24 protein-coding genes are annotated in these 24155 nt (G+C 65.9%); 14 read left to right on the top strand and 10 right to left on the bottom strand.

Annotated features, from left to right (window positions below):
- Positions 1–43: 43 nt before the first annotated feature.
- Positions 44–607: a hypothetical protein gene (locus ASE39_RS09060; protein WP_057270918.1), complete on the bottom strand. Its 564-nt coding sequence runs from the start codon at positions 605–607 to the stop codon at positions 44–46.
- A gap of 307 nt (positions 608–914) precedes the next feature.
- Between ASE39_RS09060 and ASE39_RS09055 the strand changes: the two genes are divergently transcribed.
- From ASE39_RS09055 to ASE39_RS09045, 3 genes are all read left to right on the top strand, one after another.
- The gene (locus tag ASE39_RS09055; RefSeq protein ID WP_057270917.1) at positions 915–1241 is read left to right on the top strand and encodes a hypothetical protein; all 327 of its coding nucleotides are present in this window, start codon (positions 915–917) and stop codon (positions 1239–1241) included.
- A gap of 354 nt (positions 1242–1595) precedes the next feature.
- Positions 1596–1778, top strand: coding sequence for a hypothetical protein (locus ASE39_RS09050; protein WP_010460972.1), 183 nt, complete (start codon positions 1596–1598; stop codon positions 1776–1778).
- Positions 1779–1905: 127 nt separating this feature from the next.
- Positions 1906–2283 carry a hypothetical protein gene (locus ASE39_RS09045; protein ID WP_242421394.1) on the top strand — a complete coding sequence of 126 codons (378 nt, stop codon included), beginning with the start codon at positions 1906–1908 and terminating at the stop codon, positions 2281–2283.
- A gap of 11 nt (positions 2284–2294) precedes the next feature.
- Here ASE39_RS09045 and ASE39_RS09040 read toward each other — a convergent pair whose 3' ends face one another.
- The 4 genes from ASE39_RS09040 to ASE39_RS09025 form a co-directional block, all read right to left on the bottom strand.
- The gene (locus tag ASE39_RS09040) at positions 2295–3008 is read right to left on the bottom strand and encodes a hypothetical protein (RefSeq protein ID WP_241776901.1); all 714 of its coding nucleotides are present in this window, start codon (positions 3006–3008) and stop codon (positions 2295–2297) included.
- Positions 3005–4042, bottom strand: coding sequence for an MlaD family protein (locus ASE39_RS09035; RefSeq protein ID WP_057223582.1), 1038 nt, complete (start codon positions 4040–4042; stop codon positions 3005–3007). The genes ASE39_RS09040 and ASE39_RS09035 overlap by 4 nt, the downstream gene beginning before the upstream one ends.
- 58 nt (positions 4043–4100) lie before the next feature.
- Positions 4101–4901, bottom strand: coding sequence for an ABC transporter permease (locus tag ASE39_RS09030; protein WP_010460964.1), 801 nt, complete (start codon positions 4899–4901; stop codon positions 4101–4103).
- 196 nt (positions 4902–5097) lie between these two features.
- Positions 5098–5559 carry a Cd(II)/Pb(II)-responsive transcriptional regulator gene (locus ASE39_RS09025; RefSeq protein ID WP_057270915.1) on the bottom strand — a complete coding sequence of 154 codons (462 nt, stop codon included), beginning with the start codon at positions 5557–5559 and terminating at the stop codon, positions 5098–5100.
- A gap of 69 nt (positions 5560–5628) precedes the next feature.
- Here ASE39_RS09025 and ASE39_RS09020 point away from each other — a divergent pair, with 69 nt between their 5' ends.
- Both ASE39_RS09020 and ASE39_RS27345 read left to right on the top strand, forming a co-directional pair.
- On the top strand, positions 5629–6291 hold the full coding sequence (locus tag ASE39_RS09020; protein ID WP_057270914.1) for a cation transporter: 663 nt from the start codon (positions 5629–5631) through the stop codon (positions 6289–6291).
- Positions 6292–6318: 27 nt separating this feature from the next.
- Entirely contained in the window at positions 6319–7170 is an 852-nt protein-coding gene (locus ASE39_RS27345; protein ID WP_348981575.1) for a DUF3703 domain-containing protein, read from the top strand.
- Positions 7171–7208: 38 nt separating this feature from the next.
- Here the strand turns inward: ASE39_RS27345 and ASE39_RS09010 are convergent, their stop codons facing one another.
- From ASE39_RS09010 to ASE39_RS08995, 4 genes are read right to left on the bottom strand one after another with little or no spacing between them, the layout of a single operon-like run.
- On the bottom strand, positions 7209–7802 hold the full coding sequence (locus ASE39_RS09010) for a DUF2894 domain-containing protein (protein ID WP_057223578.1): 594 nt from the start codon (positions 7800–7802) through the stop codon (positions 7209–7211).
- Complete coding sequence (locus tag ASE39_RS09005) at positions 7795–8454, bottom strand: OmpA family protein (RefSeq protein ID WP_010460954.1); 660 nt, start codon at positions 8452–8454, stop codon at positions 7795–7797. Before ASE39_RS09005 ends, ASE39_RS09010 begins: the two co-directional genes overlap by 8 nt.
- Entirely contained in the window at positions 8451–10877 is a 2427-nt protein-coding gene (locus tag ASE39_RS09000) for a DUF802 domain-containing protein (RefSeq protein ID WP_057270913.1), read from the bottom strand. The genes ASE39_RS09005 and ASE39_RS09000 overlap by 4 nt, the downstream gene beginning before the upstream one ends.
- Positions 10874–11725, bottom strand: a complete 852-nt coding sequence (locus ASE39_RS08995) for a DUF3348 family protein (RefSeq protein ID WP_242421393.1) — start codon at positions 11723–11725, stop codon at positions 10874–10876. The genes ASE39_RS09000 and ASE39_RS08995 overlap by 4 nt, the downstream gene beginning before the upstream one ends.
- Before the next feature lie 309 nt (positions 11726–12034).
- On the opposite strand from ASE39_RS08995, the gene ASE39_RS08990 reads away from it, so the two are divergent.
- The gene (locus ASE39_RS08990) at positions 12035–12694 is read left to right on the top strand and encodes a YitT family protein (RefSeq protein ID WP_198928051.1); all 660 of its coding nucleotides are present in this window, start codon (positions 12035–12037) and stop codon (positions 12692–12694) included.
- Between the two features lie 29 nt (positions 12695–12723).
- On the opposite strand, the gene ASE39_RS08985 is transcribed toward ASE39_RS08990, so the two are convergent.
- Entirely contained in the window at positions 12724–16272 is a 3549-nt protein-coding gene (locus tag ASE39_RS08985; protein ID WP_057270911.1) for an EAL domain-containing protein, read from the bottom strand.
- A 368-nt stretch (positions 16273–16640) separates the two neighbouring features.
- Here ASE39_RS08985 and ASE39_RS26325 point away from each other — a divergent pair, with 368 nt between their 5' ends.
- The 8 genes from ASE39_RS26325 to ASE39_RS08950 all read left to right on the top strand — a co-directional run bounded on the left by ASE39_RS26325 (position 16641) and on the right by ASE39_RS08950 (position 24147).
- On the top strand, positions 16641–17123 hold the full coding sequence (locus tag ASE39_RS26325; RefSeq protein ID WP_140426728.1) for a hypothetical protein: 483 nt from the start codon (positions 16641–16643) through the stop codon (positions 17121–17123).
- A gap of 552 nt (positions 17124–17675) precedes the next feature.
- Positions 17676–19142 carry a TolC family protein gene (locus tag ASE39_RS08980; protein ID WP_057270910.1) on the top strand — a complete coding sequence of 489 codons (1467 nt, stop codon included), beginning with the start codon at positions 17676–17678 and terminating at the stop codon, positions 19140–19142.
- Between the two features lie 2 nt (positions 19143–19144).
- On the top strand, positions 19145–20539 hold the full coding sequence (locus tag ASE39_RS08975) for a copper oxidase (RefSeq protein ID WP_057270909.1): 1395 nt from the start codon (positions 19145–19147) through the stop codon (positions 20537–20539).
- 21 nt (positions 20540–20560) lie between these two features.
- Positions 20561–21052 (top strand): cupredoxin family protein, encoded by a 492-nt coding sequence (locus ASE39_RS08970; protein ID WP_057270908.1) that lies wholly within the window; start codon positions 20561–20563, stop codon positions 21050–21052.
- A 158-nt stretch (positions 21053–21210) separates the two neighbouring features.
- Positions 21211–21720, top strand: a complete 510-nt coding sequence (locus ASE39_RS08965; RefSeq protein ID WP_057270935.1) for a DUF411 domain-containing protein — start codon at positions 21211–21213, stop codon at positions 21718–21720.
- Positions 21720–22082 carry a copper-binding protein gene (locus tag ASE39_RS08960; protein WP_057270907.1) on the top strand — a complete coding sequence of 121 codons (363 nt, stop codon included), beginning with the start codon at positions 21720–21722 and terminating at the stop codon, positions 22080–22082. The genes ASE39_RS08965 and ASE39_RS08960 overlap by 1 nt, the downstream gene beginning before the upstream one ends.
- 77 nt (positions 22083–22159) lie before the next feature.
- Entirely contained in the window at positions 22160–23167 is a 1008-nt protein-coding gene (locus ASE39_RS08955; protein ID WP_010460930.1) for a P1 family peptidase, read from the top strand.
- Positions 23168–23349: 182 nt separating this feature from the next.
- Positions 23350–24147 (top strand): lectin, encoded by a 798-nt coding sequence (locus ASE39_RS08950; protein WP_057270906.1) that lies wholly within the window; start codon positions 23350–23352, stop codon positions 24145–24147.
- The last annotated feature ends 8 nt before the right edge of the window (positions 24148–24155 follow it).

Raw genomic sequence — 24155 nt, 5'->3', positions numbered from 1 at the left:
GTGGCCTTTGCGTACGAAGCTGCTGCCCCCACGCCAGGGCCGGTCAGTTGCCGGTGAATGGCAAGGACGAATGGTGCACCACGATGCGCAGCTTGCCCGCGTCATCCTTGACGAACGCCCAGGTCTTGTCCACCGTGGTCACCTTGCCGTCCTTGCCCGTGAACATCACATTGCCCATGGTGTTGGCCGAGTCACCAGCGATGAACACGGCACTATTGGCGATCTCGCACTTTGTCCAGCCCTTCAGTGCAAAGCCGGTGTCCTTGGGGAACGCCGGATTGCCCCCCACGAAGTACGAAAGCGCGCCCTCGCGAGTGACGCGAAAGGTCTGAGGCACCTCGGTAAGTGTCGGCTTGAAAAGCACCGCCCCCATCTGGTAGCCGTAGGCGCTGTCGATCACCTTTTCAGCGAGCGCCTTGGCAGCCGCTTGGCCGCCGGAGGTGTTGGCGTTGCTGATATCAATCAGCGCCTTGCACCAGGCTTGCTGAGCCGCCAGCACTTCGCTTTCGGAGATGGCGTGGTTGACGACCGGGCCCTTGGCCGAAGCGGGCAGTGCAGCTGCGCCGATCAGGAGGCTGGCGACGGCGATGCAGGTGGTTTTTTTCATGATTTTCTTTGGTTGAAGTGGTTTGATCTCGCAGTTGCCGGAGCGGCTGCCTGCGAGAACTAGAGTTCACCAAAGCAACATGGATGGGTTCTGACTTCTTGATGAGCCGAACGTGAGCGGAACATGAACATTCGATGAACCAAGGTCAGGCAGCCGCCCATGGCGACTGGATGGACTCACACCCCCCAGCTACGAAGGACTCAGGCTTTGCTACAAAGTCAGTGAATTTGTTGCAAAACGTGTGATTGGTTGTCACACCAAAGTGCCCTGTTCAAAATAAGTGTCTCCATCCCGAAGGAGTGCCCCCATGCCCATGGAGCTACTGTTCGTCCTTGCACAGAGCAAGCTGCCCATGATGATCGAGAAGCCCTGCGACGTTGACAAGCTTCGCGTACTGGCGGCTGCCCAGCTCGTGGAAGCCCGACTTCCCAATGTTGACGCCCCTGCGCAAAAAGCAGAGGTTTTCGCTATTTCGCCGCAAGGACGGGCAGCGCTGGCAACCACGTATCCCCGTCACCAATTCAGGTTCGCAGCCGTCCAGCCTCCGCAGGGGCCACTCATTCCCGACTGGCTCCCTTCCCTGGACGTTTGCCACATGCAGCGCGACACAACCAGAACAACGCTGGATTCCTAGCCCCGGGGAAACAGCTCGCAGCAAGCGTTCAGAAATACAAAGGAATCGAGGTCTTGCCTCTTCAGGTGCTTCGATCCCCCGCTTTCGCTGCGATGACGGAGAGAAGGCGTGGTCCGCATGAGGTTTGCTTGCGGCGTTGCCTGTGGTCTATCCCAAGCAACCCTATGCGCCGCCAACTGCGCAGCACGCGGCAGCACACATGCAACCAAAAGCAACATCCCGAAAACAACCCTCGATATCGCACTTGTCTGACAGACGCTAGGCGCATGCTTTGCTGAAATCCTTTCCAGCAGCCATTGAGGCTGGCTTGGGAGCTCATTGGGACTCCCACCCCTTTTTGACACAGGATCCATCATGAAGCGCCACCCTTTGACACCCGGAACCCGCGCACTGGCTGCGTTTGCCGGCACGGTTGTGCTGGCGGTACTGGCTGCGGCATCGTTGTTGATGCCCGATGTGACCGTACAGTCGGTGGATTCGATGTCGCTCTTGCCCAGTGGGTTGGACCAGATCCTCCCCTCCAGCTTTTTGGAATGATCTGGACTTACCTCGGTCAGATCGCGGCGGCACTCTTGCCACCTTGGTAGTAAAAAACATAGCATCGGAGTACCATTTGGCGCTGCGCACCGGGATTTTCGGTGGCATTCAAGAATGGAGGACGATCGTGACCACACGTTTTCGAATCTCTGCAGGCCAGTTTTCTTCTCACTTCATGGCGTGGCCTTTGGCGACCATGGCGCTTCTGGCAGCGCTGACGGGCTGCACCAGCCCCAGGGACGGCTCCCTCGAAGAATTCGCGCGCTGGCACGATGGCGCGCGTGCCCAGGCCCAGGCGGGTGCGCTGAGCTGGAGCGAACTCTACAAACAGAGTTTCGATCGCCTCACCGCCCTGCCCCCTTCCTTGCAGCAAGACACACGGCTGGAAAACACCGTGCTACTGCTGTCCACCGCACGCAAGTACGAGGCCAATGAAATCGACGCCCAGCAGTTTGCGCTGGAGAGGGAGCACATCGAGACCCAGTTGCAGGCTCGCCTGCGCTAGCCAGGCACACCTCAGCGCAGCGGTGCACCTTGCTCCACGATGGCCATGCGCCGACGCAGCGCGGCTGCAGCCTGCTGGTCGCCCGCAGCTTCGGCGCGTTGCGCCTGCAAATTGAGCCACGCCATCAGCGGCCTGCGCCATCCCTGGGCAGAAGCGGTGTCGGCAGCGATCGTGATCACCGCCGGGCTGGAGCGCCCGGACTGAAACAACACCCCTGCGGCCACCAGCCGCGAAAGCGGGTCCTCCAAGGCAGACAGGGCCGACGCATCGCCTGATGCGGCCACTTTGCGCTGGGCTTCGGGCAGCAAACCCAGATCCTGGGGCTGCACCCGGCCCGCCAAATAGTCAGCATAGGCGCGCTCGGGCGCGGCGGCGTCGGCACGCAGCCGTTCAAAGCCTTCGCAGGGGCCGGGCACCAGACTGGCGGTCTGCGCGGCGCAGCGCATCAGTTCCAGCCGGGCCAGCAGGTCCGGGCGGCCCGTGCGGGCCACTTCAGCACGGGCACGGTCCCATTCGAGCTTGTCCACGCGTGCATTGCCCGACAGATAAGCATCGATGGCCTTTTGCGCAGAACCCTGGGCGTTCATCTGCCAGTCGGGCACGGGGGGTTTGCTGGAGCATGCGGCCAGCAGCACCGCCGCGACCACCATGGCGCCGAAGAAGGGCATCCGCAGGGACATGGCAGGGCGCTGGGGCTTGAAGGACAGTGCGGCAAATGGCTTCATGGCAGCTTGAGTTCCGTATCCCGCGCGAAAGGCCATTTGCGGTTGATTTCGTTGACCAGGCTTTCCACCTTGCGCAGATTGCTTTCCACCTCGGCGCGCAGGGCCCCCAGGTCGGTGGAGGCTTCGCGGGCATTGGCGCCAATGGCCTGAGCCTCCACCAGCACCGCATCCACCTTCTTGAGGCTGGTGCGGGTGTCGGCCAGCAGGCCATTGAGCTGGGCCACCGTGGCACGCACCTCGGGCACCAGCGCATCCTTGCTGCCCTCACTGCCAAACACCTGCTTGTCGGCGCGTGCGGCCATGCCGTCCAGGCGCGCAAGCAAGGCGTTGGTGCGTTCGAGCGTGGCCACGATCTTCTTCGCATCGGCCTCGTTGCCCATCAGCACGCCCAGCACACCCCCCGGTCCGTTGATGCGGTCGGTCAGCGCCCGCACGTTGGCCAGACTGCCGCCCAGGGCAGCGTCCTGCGCCGTAAGCGCATTGAGGTTGGACAGCAGTTCGCGCGCCGAGGCCATGAGCTGCGGGATTTCGGCGGTGGCGTCGCCGCGCAGCACCGGGCGCACGGAACCATCGGGCAGGAGCTTGTCGTTCAGCATGCCGGTGTAGGCTCGGATATTGGTGCCCCCCACGATGCCCCGCACCAGGGTGAACACGCTGGATTCGCGCAGCCAGTGCGCATCCTTGCGGGGCACGTCCACGATGATGCGGGCATTGCCGGTTTCGGCCAGCTCAATGCGGCGCACGCGGCCGATGGGGAAACCCGAGAACGTCATGTCCATGCCCACCACCACGCCTTCGGAATCGTCCGCCGTCAGCACCAGGGTCTGCGTGGGCTCGAACGCGCCGCGCGCGTACAGCAGGTACAGGCCCGAGCCTACGATGAGGGCCACCGTGAACAGCAGCAACGCCGCCGCCTTGATCTCCAGGTAGGCCACCGGGCGCAAGGTTTCCACGGGCGGCACATCGGCGGCCGAAGAAGTCGGAGCGGGTCCTGGGGGCGGCGTTGGGCGGGCGTTGTGGTTCTCGTCGTTCATGGTGCCGGAAGGTGGGTCGCTGAAAGGAGGTGGGGGGGTCGGGTGCAGCAGACATCGGTCAGTAATAGTTGCCCATGAGCGAGGCCACCTCGATCATCAGCAGCACGGCAAACATGCGGGCCAGGCCGCCCAATTCCGAATCGGGCTGGGTGCGGTCGCCCGTGTCGTACAGGCCCGCCGCCATAGGGATGAGCGCCACGGCCAGGCTGAAGAACACCGTCTTGAGAGCGAACACCATCGTCACGCTGGGCGTGAACACCTGGCCAAACATGCGCGTGTAGCTGGGCAGCCCCGCCAAGTTGAAACCATACACCCCCAGGTACGCCAGCACCAGGGCCACCACGCAGCTGAGCGCGGCGAGCGTGATGCAGGCGAACACGCCCGCGATCACGCGCGGCAGAAGCTCGATGCGCACCGGGTCAGAGCCATGGGCGCGCAGCGTGTCGAACCGGCCGGTCTGCCGCAGGCGCGTGATTTGCGAGCCATTGGGGATGGTGCAGCGCATGGCCACAAACAGCGCCGCCGTGAGCGGGATCAGCTCCAGCACCAGCACGCGGATCACCATCTCCAGCGCATAACGCGACAGGCCATAGCTGAGCGCCGTGACCACCACGATGCGCGTGAGCACCAGGCTGAGCAGCGCTGCCAGCACCGTAAAGCCGAGCAGCACAGGGGCGGTGTCGAGGTAAAGATGGCGCGCCAGCGCCCTGCGCGTGCCCTTGCCATAGCTGGACGGCGACAGCACCAGCACCAGCACCACAGCTCCGAGGTACAGGATGCGCCACCAGGCGACCGCCCAGCGCCGCGCGGTGTTCCACACACGTTCGGGCAGGGAGAGGCCGGGCAAGCGCGAAATCATGGCCGGATCATAGCGGCGCACTCACAGCAAGCGTTCACGGTGGGTCGTCATGGCATTTTTTGCATGTTTTTTCGCTCTAGCGCTTGATAGATAAGCGCAGACAGCTATTATTTAAATAGCATTCTTGGATGCAGAAGAAACAGCTCCTCACATCCTCGCGAAAACTGGTGGCGGCAAGCGCCGACGGCACACCGGGCTACACATGCCGCTTTCCCGCAGCGGTGGCTGAAGGCATGGCGGGCTGCGCATCCGCGCGCGCATGCAGGGCTTCGATGATGTGGCAGTGGTCATCCGACCCATCACAGCGGTTGCGCAACGCCAGCAGGTCGGCCTCCAGCGTCTGCAGCTCTGCCAGACGGGCACGCACATGCTGCAAATGGTCATCCAGCGTATCGCGTGCAGCGTCGCAGTCTTCCTTGCGGCTCCAGTCCAGTGCCAGCAAAGTGCGCACTTCATGCAGCGACATGTCCATGGCGCGGCACAGGCGGATAAAACGCAGCTGGTGCACATCCGCGCCGCTGTACAGACGGTAGCTGTTGTCGCCCCGCGCTCCAGGGGGCAACAGCCCCTCCTTCTCGTAGTAGCGGATATTGGCAGCCGACACCCCGGACTGCAGGGCGGCCTCGCCAATGCGGAACTGCACAACGTTTTGATCCATGGCTTGACCTTCAAGTGACTTTAAGGTTTCCAATCATGCCATTGCTTTCAAAGAACCGGAGAAGAACTCATGTCTACCCACTGCCACCACGACCACGGCGCCAACGGCCATCAGCATGGCGCCCCTGCCACCGCCGACCCGCGCTACCGCCGCATCCTGTGGATCGCGCTGGTCGTCAACGCCGCCATGTTTGTGGTGGAGCTGGGGGCGGGCACCCGCTCGGGCTCGGCATCGCTGCTGGCTGACGCCATCGACTTTCTGGGGGATGCCGCCAACTACGGCCTGTCGCTCTGGGTGCTGGCCATGGCCCTCACCTGGCGCGCGCGCGCTGCCCTGGTCAAGGGGGCCAGCATGCTGGCGTTTGGCGTGTTCGTGATCGGGCGCGTGGCCTGGGGTGCGTGGCAGGGCACACCGCCCGAGCCCTTCACCATGGGTGGCGTGGGCCTCCTGGCGCTGGCGGCCAACCTGGGCGTGGCCGCCCTGCTCTATGCCTACCGGGAGGGCGACGCCAACATGCGCGGCGTGTGGCTGTGCACCCGCAACGATGCCTTGGGCAATCTGGCGGTGATGGGTGCGGCCCTGGGCGTTCTGGGCACTGGCACTGCCTGGCCCGATCTGGCGGTGGCCGCCGTCATGGCGGGCCTGGCCATCAGCGGGGGCTTGAGCGTGATTAGCCAGGCACGGCACGAGCTGGCCGGCTCCGCTGCCCAACCGCAACCTCAGGGGCACTGATCCATGCAGGTGCACCTGTCTACCTCCTTGAACGCGCCACCTGAATGGGTGGCTGCCCAGCTACAAAGCACCGCAGTGTTCCGCCATATCACCGCACCGCTTATCCGGTTCCGGCCAGCGCGGGGCAAGGAATGGCCCACGCACTGGGCACCCGGCGAGCTGGCACTGCACATGCGGTTACTCGGCGTATTGCCCATGGGCCCCCAGACCGTACGCATCTCTATCGAGCCACCCGCACAGGCGGGCGGCTGGCCCACGCTGCGCGACAACGGAGAAGGCGTGCTCATGCGCCGCTGGGACCACCGCATCACCCTGCAGCCCCTGCCCGATGGTCGTACGCTGTACACGGACGACATCGAGGTGGTTGCACGCCACCTGCCCTGGCTGATGACACCGTTGAGCGCCCTGTTTGCCCAGATGTTCTACCGGCACCGCCAAAGGCGCTGGCGCCAGTTGGCCGCCCAGCACGCCGCAGGGGGCACCGCCCCCACCGCGCTGCACAGGCGCGCCGCGTTCGACCACCTGCTGGCCGGCTTTGCACACCAGCCCGACGTACCCCCCGCCCAGCGCTGGCGCTGGCTGGAGGCTGCCCATGTGCTGGGGCAGACATCGTTGCCGCTGCACTGGCGGTCACACACTGCCATGCTGCGCCATGCACTGGTTCTGGGCGACGCGCGCGAGGCCACCGGCCAGCTCCTGCGGCTGGCCCTGGTGCCCCTGGGCCACCTGCTGGCACGGTTACCGTTGGGCAACATCGGGCGGTCCCATGTGAGCGCCTTCCGGCCCATGGTGCCTGCGGCTGAAGTCACTGTGCTCATGGACCAGGCGCTGGAGGAAACGGCGATCCGCCCCGTGCAGCCGGACGACCACGGCGTCTAAAAACTGCGCGCCGCGTACCCCGGTCGCAGCCTGTGCACTCAGAGTTTGGAGGAGCGACCCGCGCGACCCGGCTTGAGAGGCGCCCTGGCTGGCTTCGCGGCGGCCTGCTCCAGCCACAACAGGCTGTCCATCTGCGACAAAAAATGCCGCAAGTAGTCGGGTGACAGGGTCCGCATCAGGGCCAGGGAGCGCAGCATGAGCCGGTGCGCATTCAGCGGCCCTGCGTTTTCCGGCCCACGCGTGAAGGCCTGGGCCACCTGCTGTTCTGCAGAAATTTTGGACCAGACTTCACTGAAGCGGCGCACGCTCTTCATGTCCGACACGCTGGCGCCACCCCCCACCAGTACGCTGTCTGCATCGGCCTGGGCGCGGGCACTCAGATCGCGGTTCAGCTGCGCCAGAGGGGATGGCGTCCCGGCCACCACCGCACCAGCCAGTGGCCGGGGGGCAGCTGGCCGGGCACGCCCGGCGTAGTCCCGCATGGCGGTTTGCAATCTGCCTGCCAGCACCTGCTGGACAGCCTCTGGCTGCGCAGGCAGGCGTGTGGCCAGCACCTCCAGGTACCGAAAGCGCACCGGGTCGTGGTGCTGCGCGCCTTCTGCCCGCAGGGACTCCAGGGTTGGCTCACTCATTGCGGACGGGCTTGGCTTGCGCAGCGCGGGGTACAGGGGCCATCTCCACACGGCGGTTCTGTGCCCGCCCCTTTTCGTCGGCGTTGTCCGCCACCGGCTGCTCAGCACCAAAGGCCGCCGCAAACACCTGGGACGAGGGCATGTCCTCTTCGATCAGGGCGCGCGTGACGGTCAACGCGCGCTGGGCCGACAGTTCCAGGTTGTCGGCAAAACGCTGGTGGCGCCCTTGCAGCAGTGTGGTGTTGTCGGTGAAGCCGCTCACCATCAGCATTTCGTCGCGTTCGCGCAGGTACACCTGCAGCGGCTGCACCAGGCTTTGGAGCAGTTGCCGGCCTTCAGGGCGCAACTCGGCAGAGCCTGCCGCAAACAGCACGCTGCCGCTGATTCCAATGCGGCCTTCATTGACCGTGACGCGGCCACTGGCCAGCGGAATCGCCAGCGCTTTTTCCAGCGCCATCCGGCGCTTTTCTTCCATCTGCCGCTTTTCCACTTCCTGCTTGAGGCTGGCCACCAGGTCGATCTGCACCACCAGCACGCCCACCAGAATCAGTACAAACGCGCCCAGCAGGCCCGCCATGAGGTCGCCAAACACAGCCCACACCGGGGCCGTTTGCTCGGTCGCATCGTCCAGCGTGTCGTCCAAGCCGGTCACGCAGCAACCCCCTGCACCGCAGCGGCCATTTGCCCATTGAGGCGACGCAGGTCTTCCACGATGCCCTGCTGCGAGGCAATGCTCAGGTCGATCACTTCACGGGCCTGCGCCACGTAGTAGGCAAGCTGCTCATCGCTGCGGCTCATCGACTGACCAATGGCACCTTCGATGCGCTGCAGGCTGTCCATCAGCTTCTCGTTGCTGGCCGTGAACAGCCCCACGCCGTGGCCAAAGGATTCACCCAGGCTGGACAGCTCCACCGCGCTGGCTGCCACGTGCGCCGAAACTTCATCCACCTTGCCCGCCTGCGCGCCAAGCGCCTGGGAAAACTCCTGCCCGGCCTGCTCCAGCACCGAGGCCGCAGACCCCACCAGCGATTCAATGGCCGCACGCTGCTGCCCGGCGGCTTCGTTCACCGAATGGAGCAGCACACCCAGCTGTTCCATCATGGCCGTGCGTTCTGCCAGGGCCGCGTTGTCGCGTTCGCTCAGGTGGGCCATCTCCTGGCGCAGTTGGGTGATCACCTCGGCAGCGGCCTGCGGCACATCCGAAGCCGTCTGCAGCAATCGCGTGAGCGGGGCTTCCAGCGCAGACCCCAGCGTGGCCAGGTGTCCGGCCACGGCGGCCTGCAGCGCATCGAGCCGCTCTACAGCAGCCTGACCGCGTGCCGCCTCTGCATCCCGCAGTGCCACCAACTCCGTGCGCCACACGCCCGCCAACGCTTCCATGCGCTGGGACTGGGTTTCCGCCCATTGGGCTTCGGCCTCGATGCGCGTGTGCAACAGTGCGTCCGACTGGTCCATCAACCGGGCGGCACCGCCCAGGGCCTGGTGGACCTGCTCGGTCATGCGCTCGGTGAGCTGCGCCGCAGCGCCCTCCAGCGCCTGGCACACGCCGCGCTGCTGCTGCACCGTTTGTTCGCCCACACGCTGCCATTGCTGCGCGAGCGTGCTCGCCATGCCCTCCATGGACCGGGTCCAGCCCGCAAGGCGCTGCTGGTCAGCCGTCGCCTCGTCCGCCTGTGATTTCTCCACCGTCTCCTGCAAGGAGGCCAGCAGCGCCGTGGTGCGCTGCTCGAAGGCCTGCGACACCGTCTGCAGTGACTGGTCGAGCTGGGTGGCAGCGCCTTCCAGCGCCTGGCAGACGCCGCGCTGCTGCTGCGCCGTTTGTTCACCCGCAAGCCGCCATTGCTCCGCCAATGTGCTGGCCATTCCTTCCATGGACTGGCTCCAGCCTGCAAGGCGCTGCTGGTCGGCTGCCAGCTGGGCCGCCTGCGATTGGGCCACCGTCTCTTGCAACGTGGCCATCAGCGCCGTGGTGCGCTGGTCCAGCGTCTGCGTGATGGACTGCAGCGCGCTGCCCAGCTGCACCGCCTGCTGGTCCTGCGTCTGCGCATGGCGGTGCAGGGCCTCCGTCCAGGTGTCAGCCACCTGGCGGGCTGTGCCTTCCCATTGGGCCGTGAGTGCGTGTATCTGTGCGCCGGTGGCCTCGCGCAGCTGCTGGTGCGTGCGCTCGGCCTCTTGCGCCAACGTTGCCATGGCCTGTTCCACCACCGGGCGGATCGTCTCACCCGCCATGCGGGCGCTGGCGCCCAGGCTGTCGTGCAGGGATGCCCCCACGCTGGTGGCCAGCTGGGTGTAGGCCGCCGCCGCCTCGCGGTGAAACACCTGCTGCTGATCTTGCAGTTGGCCGTTCAACTGCGCATGGCGGTGCTCCAGCCCCTCCATCAGCCCCTGCAGGCGCTCCACAATCAGCGGCATGGCCTGCGCCTGGGCCTGCAGGGCCGCGAACATCTCCTGGCGCCGGTGGGCCGCCGAGAAGGGACGCAGCACGCCAGCGATGCGGGCATCCAGCACGCGCAACGCCGCCAATCGCTCACGGCGGCCCAGGGCCGACATTAGCCCCAGCATGGCCGACGAAGCCACCCCGGCCACCGAGGTGCCAAACGACAGGCCCAGCCCCTTGATGGGTGCCGCCAGCGCAGCCCGGATCGACTCCAGGCTGGACGAGGCCTCCAGCGCGAACACCGCGCCATTGAAGGTCACCACCATGCCCAGAAAGGTGCCGAGCATGCCCAGCATGACCAGAAGCCCCACCAGGTACGGCGCCAGCGCAGGCCCCGGCAGGGGCACACGCTCCCCATCAATCCGCTGGCGAACCGGGTTGCGCAGGGACAGATGCAGGCGCTCCAGCCAGCCGCCCAGGTTCTCCAGGGGCTGCTGTGGCAGCCCAGCCAGCGCTATGGACAGTGAGGAAGTCGCGGCCCGAAACTGCATCAGTTCATAGGCCCCCAGCACGTAGACGGCGGCGATCACGGCCGTCATGGCGAGCGCCAGGGGGCTGGACCCGACAAATCCCCACCCCACCCAGCCCACCACCGCCAAGCCCACCGCAAAGATGGCGGCCATCACACTCTTGTTCATTCGATCATTCCTGTTACCTGTTCCGGGCTCATGTTGGTTTTAGGGGGGCGGTGGGGGGTGCTGGGATGGTGTTCATGGCTTTGGGCCGCCTCCAGCAAACCCGCAAGGGGCTCCAGACGCACCTGCAGCTCGGCCAGCAGCAGCGCCCGCAGGTCCTGCTCGAAAGCAAACAGCCAGCCGCCAGGCAAAGCCCAGCGCTGCGGCTCATCGTCGCGCCCTGCAGCCGCCAGCTGCTGCTGGTGGGCTCCGCGCAAATGGGTCATCCGCCGCTCCAGATGGCCGGGCAGCGACGCCCACAGCCTTTGCTCGCGCACACCCAGCATCTGCTCCATCACCGCATCCAGCATGGCAAGGCGGCGCAGCCCCTCTGGGCCCACCGACAAGCTCTGCCGAACCTGCGCGCGCAAGTTAGCCAGCCGGGTATCCATCTGCTTTTGCAGCGCCAGATAGCGCGCTGCGTGGGCTGCGAAATCCGCACCGGCCTCGGGGTCCGGGGCGTCGACAGGGGTGTTGTCGGCGCGCTCACGCATGGGCTTGGTGGGCGCTGCCTTGGCCGTGACCAGGTCCGTCAAGTCGGCCCTGGCGGTCTGAAGGCTGGCTTGCAGGGCGCGGACATCGACCGCCCCGGCGCCGAGCCCCACCGATGCGGACGGGATTTGGCTGGCCTCCAGGGCGTGCAGCGCCCGGCTGAGCTTGACCGCATCCACCGTGCTCAGCCATTGGCTCAGCTGCTCCGCCACATCCGGGCGCACCGGCCCGCTGTGCGCCTGCGCCCATTGCTGGAGCAGGAGAACAAGTCTGGAGCTGTTGAGTCGGTGGTGCTGGTACATCGGTCTGGGCCATCCCATTGCAGCTGCGTCCTTGAGGCAGGCGCAGGTTTCAGGGAGCAGCTCCCCGCAATGGGCAAAACCGACTATTTTCGCAGGAACGCCGCCGACTCCGCCCCACTGCGCCCTGCGTTGCAGGTGTTACATCTGCAGCTAGTGGAAGGCACCACCGACAAAGGGCATTTCGGGGGGTTGCCCTTGGAGAGAACGCCCTGCGGATTCCTCGCCTTCTTGACGGCGGACAAGTCCGGCACGGAGTTTGCATGGTTCAATGGACTTCGCGCTCCCTCCTTGGCGCATGCGCCATCGCCCTGCCCGCCTGTTGTCACCATGTCCACCCCGCCCGCCATTTCCGCCCCCGCTGCCCCAAACCCCGCGCTTGGCGCAGCCCCTGTGGCCATTCCACACACGCACACGGAAGACGCGGTGGCCATCTTCACAGGTGTACTGCTGATTTCCGTGGGCGTGGCTTTTTTCACCAGCGCAGGTCTGCTGACCGGCGGGACGGCAGGCCTGGCTTTCCTGCTGCACTACGCCACCGGCATCGGCTTTGGCAAGATTTTCTTTGTGTTGAACCTGCCTTTCTACTGGCTGGCCTTGCGCAAGCTGGGACGGGCATTCACGGTGAAGACCTTTCTTGCCGTGCTGCTTTTGTCGCTGCTGACCGAACTGCAGTCGCAGTTTCTGCAGTTTGCGCAATTGCAACCCTTGTATGCAGCCATCGCAGGGGGTCTGATCACGGGCACGGGGTTTCTGGTGTTATTCCGCCATCGCTGCAGTCTGGGCGGCGTGGGAATTGCAGCGCTCTACCTGCAAGACCGGTACGGATGGCGCGCGGGCAAGGTCCAGATGGCGGTGGACTGCTGCATCGTGCTACTGGCGCTGTGGACGGTGGAACCCTTGCGCGTTGCCTGGTCCATCGCCGGGGCCGTGGCGCTCAACCTGGTCCTGGCGATGAACCACCGGCCCGGGCGCTACATGGCGGTGTGAGCCGGAGTCAACCGACCCCAGTGCTGACCTCAGGCCGATGTTGCCCTTGCCAGCAGGTACTGCTCCAGTTCCTCGATCGGCACGGGCCGGCTGAACAGATAACCTTGCCAGAGCATGCAACCGTGCCGCTCCAGAAACGCCCGCTGCGCGTCGGTCTCTACGCCTTCGGCGATCACGTCGATGCCCAGGCTCTGCGCCATGCCGATGATGGTCTGCACGATCAGCGCATCGGTGTGCTGAATGCCAATGTTGCGCACAAAGCTCTGGTCGATCTTGAGCTGGTCCAGCGGCAGGCGCGTGAGGTAGGACAGCGATGACTGACCCGTCCCAAAGTCATCCAGCGAAAAACTCAGGCCCAGTGCACGCAGTGCGCTCATCTTGGCAATGGTGTCATCCACGTTGTCCAGCGCCAGGCTTTCCGTCAGCTCCAGCTTCAAGCGGTCGGGCCGTGCGCCGGTTTGCAGCAACACGGTGCGGACCTGTTCCATGAAGTCGGGCTGGCGGAACTGCCGCGCGCTCACATTCACGGACAACTGCAGCTGCTCCATGTCGGGGTTGCCCTGCCAACGGCGCAACTGGGCACAGGCAGTTTGCAGGACCCACAGGCCAATAGGCAGGATCAGCCCCGTCTCTTCGGCCAGCGGAATGAATTCACAAGGCGACACCATGCCACGCTGCGGGTGTCTCCAGCGGATGAGTGCCTCGGCTCCCACGGTGCGTGCACCACATCCCACCTGGATCTGGTAGTGCAGCAGAAATTGCCCGTCCGCCAGCGCCGTACGCAGGTCGTTCTCCAATGCCGCGCGGGCCGAGATGGCGGCCTGCATCATAGGGTCAAAAAAGCGGATCGCATTGCGCCCCGCTGTCTTGGCGGCATACATGGCCAGGTCAGCATGCTTGACAACGTCTTCCACCGTCTGGCTCTGGCCGCTGAACAGTACCGCCCCCACGCTGGTTGTGCTGTGCACATGGTGCAACGCCAGCTGATAGGGCTGGTTCAACGCGGCCAGTATCTTCTCGGACACGTTCTGGGTCTGCTCTGCGGCATCGGTGGCAAGTTCATCCAGATCTTCCAGCAGCACCAGAAACTCATCCCCCCCCAGGCGGGCCACGGTATCGCCTTCGCGCACGCAACCCGCCAGCCGCTGCGCAACCTGCTGCAGCAGCACGTCGCCCATGTCGTGGCCCAGTGTGTCGTTCAAGGTCTTGAAATGGTCCAGGTCCAGGCACAACAGCGCACCGTGCAGGCCGGTGCGCGCGCTGGTGGCAAACGCCTGCTGCAGGCGGTCCAGCATCAGGCGGCGGTTGGGCAGGTGCGTCAGCGGGTCGTAGAAGGCCAGGTGCTCGATCTCGCGCGCAGCCTGGGCGCTCTGGGTGATATCACTCAGCGTACCAACATAGTGCGTGACTTCGCCTCCGCCATCGGTGACGGCGGTAATGCTCATGAAGTGCAGGTTGACCTCGCCACTTCTGCAGCGGTTCCATATCTCACCCTTCCATTCACCGGTGCTTGCGAGGCTGTCCCACATGGCATCGAAAAAAACCTTGTCATGGTGGCCGGAGGCGAGCAGGCTGGAGCGCTTGCCCACCGCTTCTTCGGCGCTGTAGCCTGTGATCTTGGCGAACGCCCGATTGGTGCGCAAGATGACGGTTTCGCGGTCGGTCACAACCATGCCTTCCTGCGACTCGAAGGCAATCGCGGCAATGCGCAATTCGTTTTCATCGCGCTTGCGGGCCGTGATGTCTTTGCCCACACCCCGGTAACCGCAGAATGTGCCGCTCAGGTCAAAGATCGGCGTGCCGCTCACCGACAACCAGTGAAGTCGGCCAGAAAGGTCCTTGCGCTGAAACTCGAAATCGCGGAACTCCTGGTGGCGCTCCAGCAGTTCGCGGTGCTCTTTCCAGCGCGCTTCGCTCACCCCAGGCGCCGCCAGCTCCCAACGCGTCTTGCCCATGTGCACCGCCGCCTCCTGCAGCAAGCGGTCCTTGTCGCTACCGTCCACATGGGTCAGGCGGAACTGGGCATCCTGCTCCCAGTACCAGTCAGACGACAGGACGGTCAGGGTGCGAAAGCGCGCTTCGTTGTCCTCCAGCTGCTTGCGCACCCGGTACGACTCCGATACATCGCTGAACACCAGCACAACACCCACGATCTGTCCTTGTGCGTTGCGAATGGGCGCCGCACTGTCGGCGATCTGGTACTCCGCCCCGTCCCGTGCGAGCAAGGTGGTGTGGTTGCTCAGCCCCACCACCTCGCCCTTGGCCACCACCATCCGCACCGGGTCGACCACCGGTGCCCGCGTGCTGGCATTGACGATGCGAAACACGTCGGTCAGCGGCTTGCCACGTGCGTCGGGCAGCGGCCAGCCCGTCAGGCGCTCGGCCACCGCATTCATGCGCGTGACGAAGCCCTGCGCATCCGTGGCCACCACCCCGTCGCCAATGGAATGCAGGGTAATGGCCAGGTTTTCCTCGCTTTCGCGCAACTGTGCCTCGGCACTTTGGCGGGTGAGCGCCATGCGGTCAAAACGTCGGCCCAGCTCGGTCAGCTCTGCCAGGCCGGTGGCCGGGGCCTGGGGCGCATAGTGGCCCTGGGCCAGTTCGTCCGTAGCAGCCAGCAGGCGCCGCAACGGCTTCATCACCCCACGCCGCACACCCTGCTGGGCCAACAGGAAGGACAGCGCAAGGCCCGCCAGCAAAAAAGCCACCTCGGTCCACATGTTGCGGTTGGCGGTGGCGTAGAGCTGGTCCAAGGGCACGGTCAGGCTCATGGTGGCCACCGTTTTCCCCCCCGACTCGATCAGGGGCTGGAACACCATCAGCTGGTGCGAGCCTGCGGCATTGCTGCGCTGCAAAACCCCTTCGGCAGAGCGTTGCAGCGCGGCGCTGAAATCGGCATCGGCCAACTGGGTTCCCAGCTCACCCGCATCGGGCGGAAAACGCGCCACCACGCGCCCATCGGGGTCGGTCACACGCGCCACGGCACCTGGGGGCAGGCTCAGGTCTGCAAGCCGCAGGCTCCACCACTCGAGCGACACCACGGCCACTGCGGCACCCACCACCTCCTGGCCACCCGGTGGTATGACCGGGACCGCGAAATTGACGCTGGCCACCTGGGCAGCCCGGTCGATCTGAAAAGCCCCGACCGAAAACTCCCGGGCGGTGATGGCATGCTGAAAATAAGGCCGGTTCGCCACGTTCACGGGGGCCTTCAGCGGCCGCGCATTGCACAGCAGTTCCCCATTGGCCTGCGGCACGCCGAGGTTCACGTAAGTGGCGTTGAGCGAGAGCACCTCGGCCAGGTACTTTCCGCAATCCGGGTCACCCGGCCGGTGCACCTGGGGCATGGCGGCGAGTTTTTGCAGGAAATCGCGCGTGCTCTGTATCAGGCGCTGCTGGCTAGCTGCCACGGCCCGCAACGTGCTCAAGGCTTGATTTTCGGCACCGGCAATGGCGTCCATGCGGTGCGCCCGCGCCTGGTAGACCGCAAGCAGCACAGCAGGCAGCGTCGCCACCAGGACCAGCCAGCGGATACGCGCAGACAACGTACTCCAGGTTCCCACCAGCCAGGAAGGCATACCGACCTTTCGTCTTGGGATGGCCTGAACAACCCTCCCACACCAGCGGCAGCGCGGATGGGGTGGCCACAAGGCGTCATTTTTTGCACCCTATCACTGAGCCATGGGCAAGAAAAGCAACGCGGGGGACCACCAGAGGCCGCACACCACCGACCGCAGAGAGCTACGCTGGCCATCCAGCCCTACACAGTCATACCGGTGCACCACCGGGCCAAGGGGTGCACCTAACGCATTGTTACATCGTAAGCCGATCTGCCCCAGCCCGCCTCCCTATTTGCCCGGAGTGCCCAGCGACGTGGGCAATGCCGTCAGACGCGGGGTAGACAATCTGCAGGGAACCTTGTCGCCTGCCGCCGTATCATGGAGGTATGCGTAGCGGCTTGTATTTCATGTTGATGGTGGTGCTGGTCCTCAGAGGCCTTGCTGGCTCCGCCATGGCCGCCGGGGTATTGCCTCCTCTACAGCCTATCGAGGTGCTGCAGTCGCAAGAATACAGCCGCCACCCAGTCCCTGGCGAGGCGCACGCCACCCCACCCATGCAGGGAACCCTCCAGTCCACACTGGCCATGGATGCGGGAATACCGGACTGTGGACATACACCCGCTTCGGACCATGACCATGCCGAGCATGCTGCGGCAGCGTCCCCGTGCGATGGCAGCGTGGAAGGTTGTACCGCGCACGACCACCACTCCGCAGCCTGCTCGGCTTGCGAAATCTGCCACTCTTCCATGCTGGACGCGCCTGCCGCGCTGACACCACCCCACCTCTCCACAGCGGCCCCGCAGCCCCTGGCCGCTGCGCAGTTTGACAGTGCCCCTGCGGCGCTGGCCATCAAACCACCCATCGCCTGACCTCCGACGCCCGAAGTGCGTCTGCCGTCGCCTGAACCCCCTCGACCAAGGGGCTTTCAGGCCGCAACGCCATGTCCTGTTCGTTCGTTGTCTGGAGATCGCCGTGCGCGCCCCTGTCTCACCTTTCCTATTGTCATTGCGGCGGAGAGCTGCATGCCTTGCGCTGCTGACGCTTGCGCTTTCACCCCTGCCCTCGCTGGCCCAGGCCCCCAATCAAGCAGGCCGTCTGGTCATCGGGACTGACGCTGCAAATCCCGCGGCACCTACGGCCCGGCTGACTCACCCGCCGGTGGCATTGCCTGTTCCTCAGGCCGATTCCCAGCTTTCACCCCACACCTGGCACGAAGCCAATGAATCCGTCGCGGCCTTCCCGCGCGGCCATGCCGACATCCTGGCATGGGAAACCCGCCAAGGCACCAAGCCGCCCACCGCAGGCATACCGCGCGGGGCCATGCCAGGTCATGCGCATCAAGACCACCACGGCAGCCATGAGGTCCGAGGTGGCAAGCCCGGAAATCCCCCGCACCACCCCCCGGAAGCAGGGAGCAAGCCATGAACACATTGCAATGCCCTGTCGCACCGGGCAGCAGGCCGCTGCACCGTCCCCTGCGTCTGTCTCTGCTGGGCGCGGCAGTGGTGCTGGCAGGGTGCGCCAGCGTTTCCCCCGACGGTCTGCGCAGCGACGTGGCCGCACTCACCGCAGGTCGCACCGCAGGCATCGAAGCTGCCCTGCCAGCCACCCATACGGGTGCCCGTGAGAAAGCCAAGCAGTCTGTTGATGGCTGGCTAGCCCAACCCCTCACGCAGGACGCGGCCGTGCGCATCGCCCTGCTCAACAACCCCGGCCTGCAGGCCCGCCTGGCCGCGCTGGGCGTGGCCGACGCCGAGCGGGTGCAGGCCATCACCCTGCCCAACCCGCACTTGAGCTTGGGGCGCTTTGCCAACAGCCACGAGCGCGAAATCGAGCGCACCCTGGCCTTTGGCCTGCTGGACCTCATCACCCTGCCCTGGCGTACCCAGCGGCAGGCCGAGCGCCTGCAGATCGCCACGCTACAAGCCGCGCAAGACGTGGTGTCACTCGCCGCCGATACCCGCCGCGCCTGGGTGCGGGCCGTGGCCGCCGAGCAGGTGGCTGCCACGCATGACCGTATGGTCGAAGCCGCAGAGGCCGGGGCCGAACTGGCCCGCCGCATGGTGCAGGTGGGCAACTGGAGCCGCCTGCAGCAGGCCCGCGAACAGGCCGTGCTGCAAGAGGCCACCCGCCAGCGCGCCCGCGCCCGGCTGGCCGCCGCCACCGAACGCGAACAGCTCAACCGCCGCATGGGCGTGTGGGGGCTGCAGACGCAATACCAGCTGGCCAACCAGCTGCCGCCACTGCCCACCACCGCCTTGCCCGCAGACGGTATTGAGGCCACCGCGCTGCGCGAACGGCTGGATGTGCAGGCGGCGCGCCGCCAACTCGACACCCTGGCCACCCGCCAGGGCTGGAGCCGTGCAGGCGCCATGTTTGGCAACATCGGCCTGGCGTACAGCCGGAACACCGCCACCGAGCGCGACAGTGGCCACCGCGAGATCACACGCGGTTGGGAGCTGGAACTGCCCCTGCCGCTGTTCGACTGGGGCGGCGCAGCCCGCACCCGCGCCCAAGCCGAGGTGGAGCAAAGCGCCGCCCAGCTGCAAGACACCGCCGTACGCGCCCGCGGTGAGGTACGCGCCGCCTGGCTCACCTACCGCACCGCGCTCGACCTGGCGCGCCAGCAGCAGGCCGAGGTCGTGCCCCTGCGCCAGCTCATCAGCGACGAGACCACGCTGCGCTACAACGGCATGCTGGCCAGCGTGTGGGACATGCTGGCCGAAGCCCGCAACAGCACCCAGGCCGTGGCCAACGCCATCGAAGCGCAACGCGACTTCTGGCTGGCCGAAACCGACCTGCAATTGGCCCTCACCGGCACATCGCCGGGCGCCCTGCAGGGCCTCACCTCGGGCGCAGCAGCCTCCTCCACCGCACAAGGCCACTGACTATGAACCGCCGCAATTTCTTCTCCGGCGCCGCCACGGCCGTGGCCGCTGCCTCCGTGAGCCGCGTGGCCCTGGCCGCGCTGCCCGAGCCAGCAATGCAATCCAGCGCCGACACCGCGCCGCCGCTGCACCCGCCCACGGGCCGCCCCTACCACCCCGTGGTCACCCTGAACGGCTGGACCGCCCCTTGGCGCATGAATGCAGGCGTCAAGGAATTCCACCTGGTGGCCGAGCCCGTGGTGCGCGAGGTGGCGCCCGGCTTCATGGTCAACATGTGGGGTTACAACGGCCAAAGCCCCGGCCCCACCATCGAGGTGGTCGAAGGCGACCGCGTGCGCATCTTCGTCACCAACCGCCTGCCCGAGCACACCACCATCCACTGGCACGGCCAGCGCCTGCCCAACGGCATGGACGGCGTGGGCGGCCTCACCCAGCCCGCCATCCAGCCCGGCAAGACCTTCGTGTACGAGTTTGTGGCACGCCGCCCCGGCACCTTCATGTACCACCCGCATGCCGACGAGATGGTGCAGATGGCCATGGGCATGATGGGCCTGTGGATCACCCACCCGAATGTGGGCAAGGGGGCAACGCACCCCCAGATTTCCAAGGTGCAGCGCGACTACGCCTTTTTGCTCAACGCCTTTGATGTGGAACCCGGCAGCAAGACCCCCAAGGTCAACACCATGCTGGACCACAACATCTGGTGCTGGAACAGCCGCGTGTTCCCCGCCATCAGCCCGCTGGTGGCACGCCTGGGCGAGCGTGTGCGTATCCGCGTGGGCAACCTCACGATGACCAACCACCCCATCCACCTGCATGGCCACGAATTTGAAGTGACCGGCACCGACGGTGGCCCCGTGCCCAAAAGCGCGCGCTGGCCCGAGGTAACCACCGACGTGGCGGTGGGCCAGATGCGGCAGGTGGAGTTCATCGCCGACGAGCCTGGCGACTGGGCGCTGCACTGCCACAAGAGCCACCACACGATGGGCGCCATGGGGCACGACGTGCCGACCATGATCGGCGTGGACCACCGGGGCCTGGTGGGCAAGATCCAGAAGATCGTGCCCGACTACATGGTGATGGGCGAGCGCGGCATGGCCGACATGGGCGCCATGGAGATGCCACTGCCCGACAACACCTTCCCGATGATGACGGGCACCGGCCCTTTTGGCCCGCTGGAGATGGGCGGCATGTTCACCACGCTCAAGGTGCGGGCCGACCAGCGTGCGGGCGATTACCGCGACCCCGGTGATTTCAAGCAACCTGCGGACACGGTGGCCTACGAATGGCAGGGCCCCCCCGCCAGCACGCCACGCCCTGCGCGCGCTGACACCCCGGGCACGGCACCCGGCGCCGCCAATGCACGCAAGCCCGCTGCCAGCGGCCACCAGCACTAAACCCTCACATCAGCACACACCATGAAAACTATTAAATTGATAGCTGCTTGCGCTTTATGGATAAGCGCCAGCACCTCTTTTGGCCATGAAAACACCCATCACACCGCGTCGAACAGCCCGGTGGTCAAGGAGCAAAAGGACTGGGGCATCGCGGGCGACGCCAAGGCCGTGCGCCGCACCATCACGGTCCGCATGACCGACGACATGCGCTTTGCCCCCCGCCACATCGAAGTGCGCGAGGGCGACACCGTGCGGCTGCGCGCCACCAACAAGGGCAAGGTGCTGCACGAGATCGTGATCGGCACCAAGGCCGAGCTGGACCAGCACGCCGAGATGATGGCGAAGCACCCTGGCATGGAACACGACGAGCCCTATATGGCCCACGTGGCGGCAGGCAAGACCGGCGACATCGTGTGGCACTTCAACCGCGCAGGGAGCTTTGACTTTGCCTGCCTGATCCCCGGTCACTACCAAGCGGGCATGACCGGCACGATCACGGTGAGCCCCCCCTGAGTCGCTGCGCGCCTTCCCCCCCGAGGGGGACGCCACCGGTGGCCTGGCAAAGCCAGTTCCACGGTGGCACTGGCGAGAGCCATGCCGGTTTCCACCGGCTGGGGACGAACCACAGAGCCGTGAACCACAAAGACATCAAAGAGCGAAGAAAGGCATCCATGACATACCCGACAACAACAAGCAGCCGCCGCACGTGGCTGACCACTAGCGTGACCTTGCTGGCCGCAAGCGCCCTGCCCTTTGCAGCGACGGCCACAGCCCCCACACCGCTGGAGGTGTGGAAAGACCCCAACTGCGGTTGTTGCCAGGACTGGGTGGACCACATGCAGGCCAATGGTTTTGCCGTGAAGGTGCACGCCACCGGCAACAACGCCGTGCGCGCACGCCTGGGCCTGCCGCAAAAGCTGGGCTCGTGCCACACCGCCCTCGTCGGCGGCTATGTGGTCGAAGGCCATGTCCCTGCCAGCGACGTGCGCGCTCTGCTGCAACAGAAACCCAAGGCCCTGGGCCTGGCGGTGCCGGGCATGCCAGTCGGCTCCCCCGGCATGGACGGCGCCGTGTATGGCGACCGGCGCGACCCCTACGACGTGCTGCTGGTGGCCCGCGACGGCAGCACCCGCGTCTTCAAAAGCTACAACACTTCCAGCAAACCCAAGGCCACGTCATGATGAAAAAGGCATCACCCCTCTTGACTCCCGCCGCCCCAGTGCTGGCCCTCCTGCTGCTGGCCGGTGCCTCCACCACGGCCCTGGCCCAGCCTGCCGCCCTTGCGACCACCGCAGCTCCCGCCGTTGCGACAGAATCCAGCCCGTTGAGCGAGGGTGAAATCACCCGCTGGGACCCCCGCACCCTGCGGGTCACGCTGCGCCACGGCGAGCTCAAGAACCTGGACATGCCCCCCATGACCATGGTGTTTCGCGTTCAGGACGCGGGCGTGGTGGGCGACCTGAAGCCAGGCGACAAGGTGCGCTTTCGCGCAGAACAGGTCAGCGGCGCCTACCAGGTGACACGGATCGAAAAGGCGCCTTGAAACCCGGCCTGCCAAGCAGTGGAACCCCTGACGCGAAGCAATCCCAGCACGGCGCCCGGGCACCATAATCACCGGCCATGAGTTCTCAACACGTTCTGGCTGGCGACGCTGGCAGCATCACCCGCGTGGCGGGCATCGAGGTGGGCCACTTCACCGAAACCCGCCGCCCTACGGGCTGCACCGTCATCATCACCCGCGAAGGCGCCGTGGCCGGTGTGGACGTGCGTGGTGCCGCGCCGGGCACGCGCGAGACAGATTTGCTCGACCCCTCCAATCTGGTGGACAAGGTGCACGCCATCATGCTGGCCGGGGGCAGCGCCTGGGGGCTGGATGCCGCCACCGGTGCCGTGCGCTGGCTGGAAGAGCGTGGCGTGGGTTTTGACGTGGCCGTGGGCCGCCTGCCCATCGTGCCTGCCGCCGTGCTGTTTGACCTGCTGGTGGGGGACATGCGCATCCGCCCCGATGCCGCTGCGGGCTACGCGGCGTGCGATGCGGCATCCACCGCCGACCCGGCCGAAGGCAATGTGGGCGCTGGCACCGGTGCGGCGTTGGGCAAGATCTTCGGCATCCAACGTGCGATGAAGGGAGGCATTGGCACCGCATCCGTCACGGTGGATGGCATCACCGTGGGCGCACTTATCGCCTGCAATGCCCTGGGCGACGTGATCGACCCCGACACCGCGCAGGTGATTGCAGGCGCCCGCACCGACGACGGCCTGCGTTTGCGCGACACGCGCCGCGCCCTGCTGCGCGGCGACCCGCCCCAGCCCCTGTTGGCGGGCACCAACACCACCATCGGCGTGGTGGCCACCGATGCGGTTGTCACCAAGGTGCAGGCCCACCGCCTGGCGGTGGCAGCCCACGACGGCCTGGCCCGCAGCATCAACCCTGTGCACACCATGTCCGACGGCGACACCCTGTTCAGCCTGGGTACCGGCCGCGCGGGCAAGACCCTGGGCATGATGGTGCTGGCCACCATGGCTGCCGAAGCCACAGCGATTGCCACGGCACGTGCAGCGCGGGCGGCCCGCTCGATCACCACGGCAGAAGGTTTGTACTTGCCGTGGGCCGGAGAGTTGGGGTAAACAGCAACCTCGGGGGCCAGCCAGAGGGTCTCGGTCGCGCCAGCAACGAGCCCATATGATGCAGACACAGAGGGAAAACTCGGACCGCAATGGCTTGGCTCGACCACTTCTGTGGCACAGCGCGCAGGGCAGCTGACACCCGATGCCTCTCGCCCATCTACCTATCGCGACAAGGAGAATCCATGAAAAATCGGACTCGTTTGCGGCACAGCTGGTTGTTGTGCATGCCTTTGCTCCTGAACGCCCAGACAGCGCTGGCCCAGGACCAGTTTGTGGACCTGCAGTCCAACGGCGGCTACACGTCCTACCGCCTGCCGGACGACACCACCCAGGTGGACCTGAGCGCACAGACACAGGGCGCATGCCGTTTCAACCGCACTTGGGGCTATGACCTGACCAATCGGGAGCTGTGGACCAACGGGGGTTGCGGCGGCCGCTTCCAGATTACCCGCAGCTACGCCTCTGGCAACAGCAGTGGGTCCAACGCTGGCGCAGCTGTGGCCGCGGTGGCCGCCATCGCGGGCCTTGCGCTGCTGGCCAACCACAACCGGCACGACAACGACCGGCAACCCGAGTACCCGGACTATCCCGGCCAAGGTGGCGACTGGGGGCGAGAAGTCCGCGTGGACGGCCGCCTGTGCCTGGACGTGCGGGGAGGCAAGTTCCAGCCAGGCACCACATTGCAGGTGTATGAATGCAACGGCACCGCGTCCCAGCGGTTCGCTGTGGGGCGCGGGGGTGAGATCCGGGTGCGCGACCTGTGCGTGGACGTGGACCGTGGAGACCCGCGCGATGGCGCACGGGTGGTGCTGTGGTCGTGCTCAGGCTCGCGCAGCCAAAGCTGGGCCACCCGGGGCGGCCAGATCGTGAGCCAGCTCACCGGCAAATGCCTGGACGTGGAGGATGGCCGGGTCCGCCAGGGCGCACACACCATGGTCTGGCCCTGCAACCGTAGCCCCAGCCAACGCTGGTGGTGGTAAGGAGGGCC

Source organism: Acidovorax sp. Root267, from assembly GCF_001429215.1.
Classification (GTDB): domain Bacteria; phylum Pseudomonadota; class Gammaproteobacteria; order Burkholderiales; family Burkholderiaceae_C; genus Acidovorax; species Acidovorax radicis.
This window is presented reverse-complemented; position numbering and strand designations above follow the sequence as displayed.